This is a genomic window from Burkholderia sp. HMSC10F09 (genome assembly GCF_001806955.1).
Taxonomy (GTDB): domain Bacteria; phylum Pseudomonadota; class Gammaproteobacteria; order Burkholderiales; family Burkholderiaceae; genus Burkholderia; species Burkholderia multivorans.
This window is the reverse complement of the sequence record NZ_KV786899.1, coordinates 5,045-5,545: the sequence shown is the minus strand read 5'-3', so window position 1 is coordinate 5,545 and position 501 is coordinate 5,045. Positions and strand designations below refer to the sequence as shown.

Sequence of the window (501 nt, the reverse complement as noted above, 5' to 3'; positions counted from 1 at the left end):
GCCGCGGGCCCGCGGCCGGCCAAGCCGCGCGCAGCGGCGGGCGCGAATGCGCCGCGGCCCGATCGCGACGCGGCCGGTGAAGACGCGAAGCGCAGCTTCGGCGAGCGTCGTACGTCGTCGGAACGCCCGGCGCGTCGTAATGACGACGATGCGCGTCCGCGTCGCGCGGGCGCCGCGGAAGGTGGCAAGCGCACGTCGTATCGCGACGCCGCGGCCGCCGGCGAAGGCGCGAAGCGTAGCAGTTTCGGCGAGCGTCGCACGTCGTCCGACCGCCCGGCACGTCGCAACGACGACGATGCACGTCCGCGTCGCGCGGGCGCTACTGAAGGCGGCAAGCGTGCACCGTATCGCGACGGCGCGGCCGGCGAAGGCGCGAAGCGTGGCAGTTTCGGCGAGCGTCGTGCGTCGTCCGAGCGTCCGGCGCGTCGTAATGACGACGAGGCACGTCCGCGTCGCGCGAGCGCCGCTGAGGGCGGCAAGCGCGCACCGTATCGCGACGCC

The 501-nt window shown here is 75.0% G+C and carries 1 pseudogene; it reads left to right on the top strand.

Going from position 1 to position 501, the window contains the following annotated elements:
• A pseudogene (locus HMPREF3115_RS32825) lies at window positions 1–501 on the top strand (pseudouridine synthase); the annotation flags it as partial.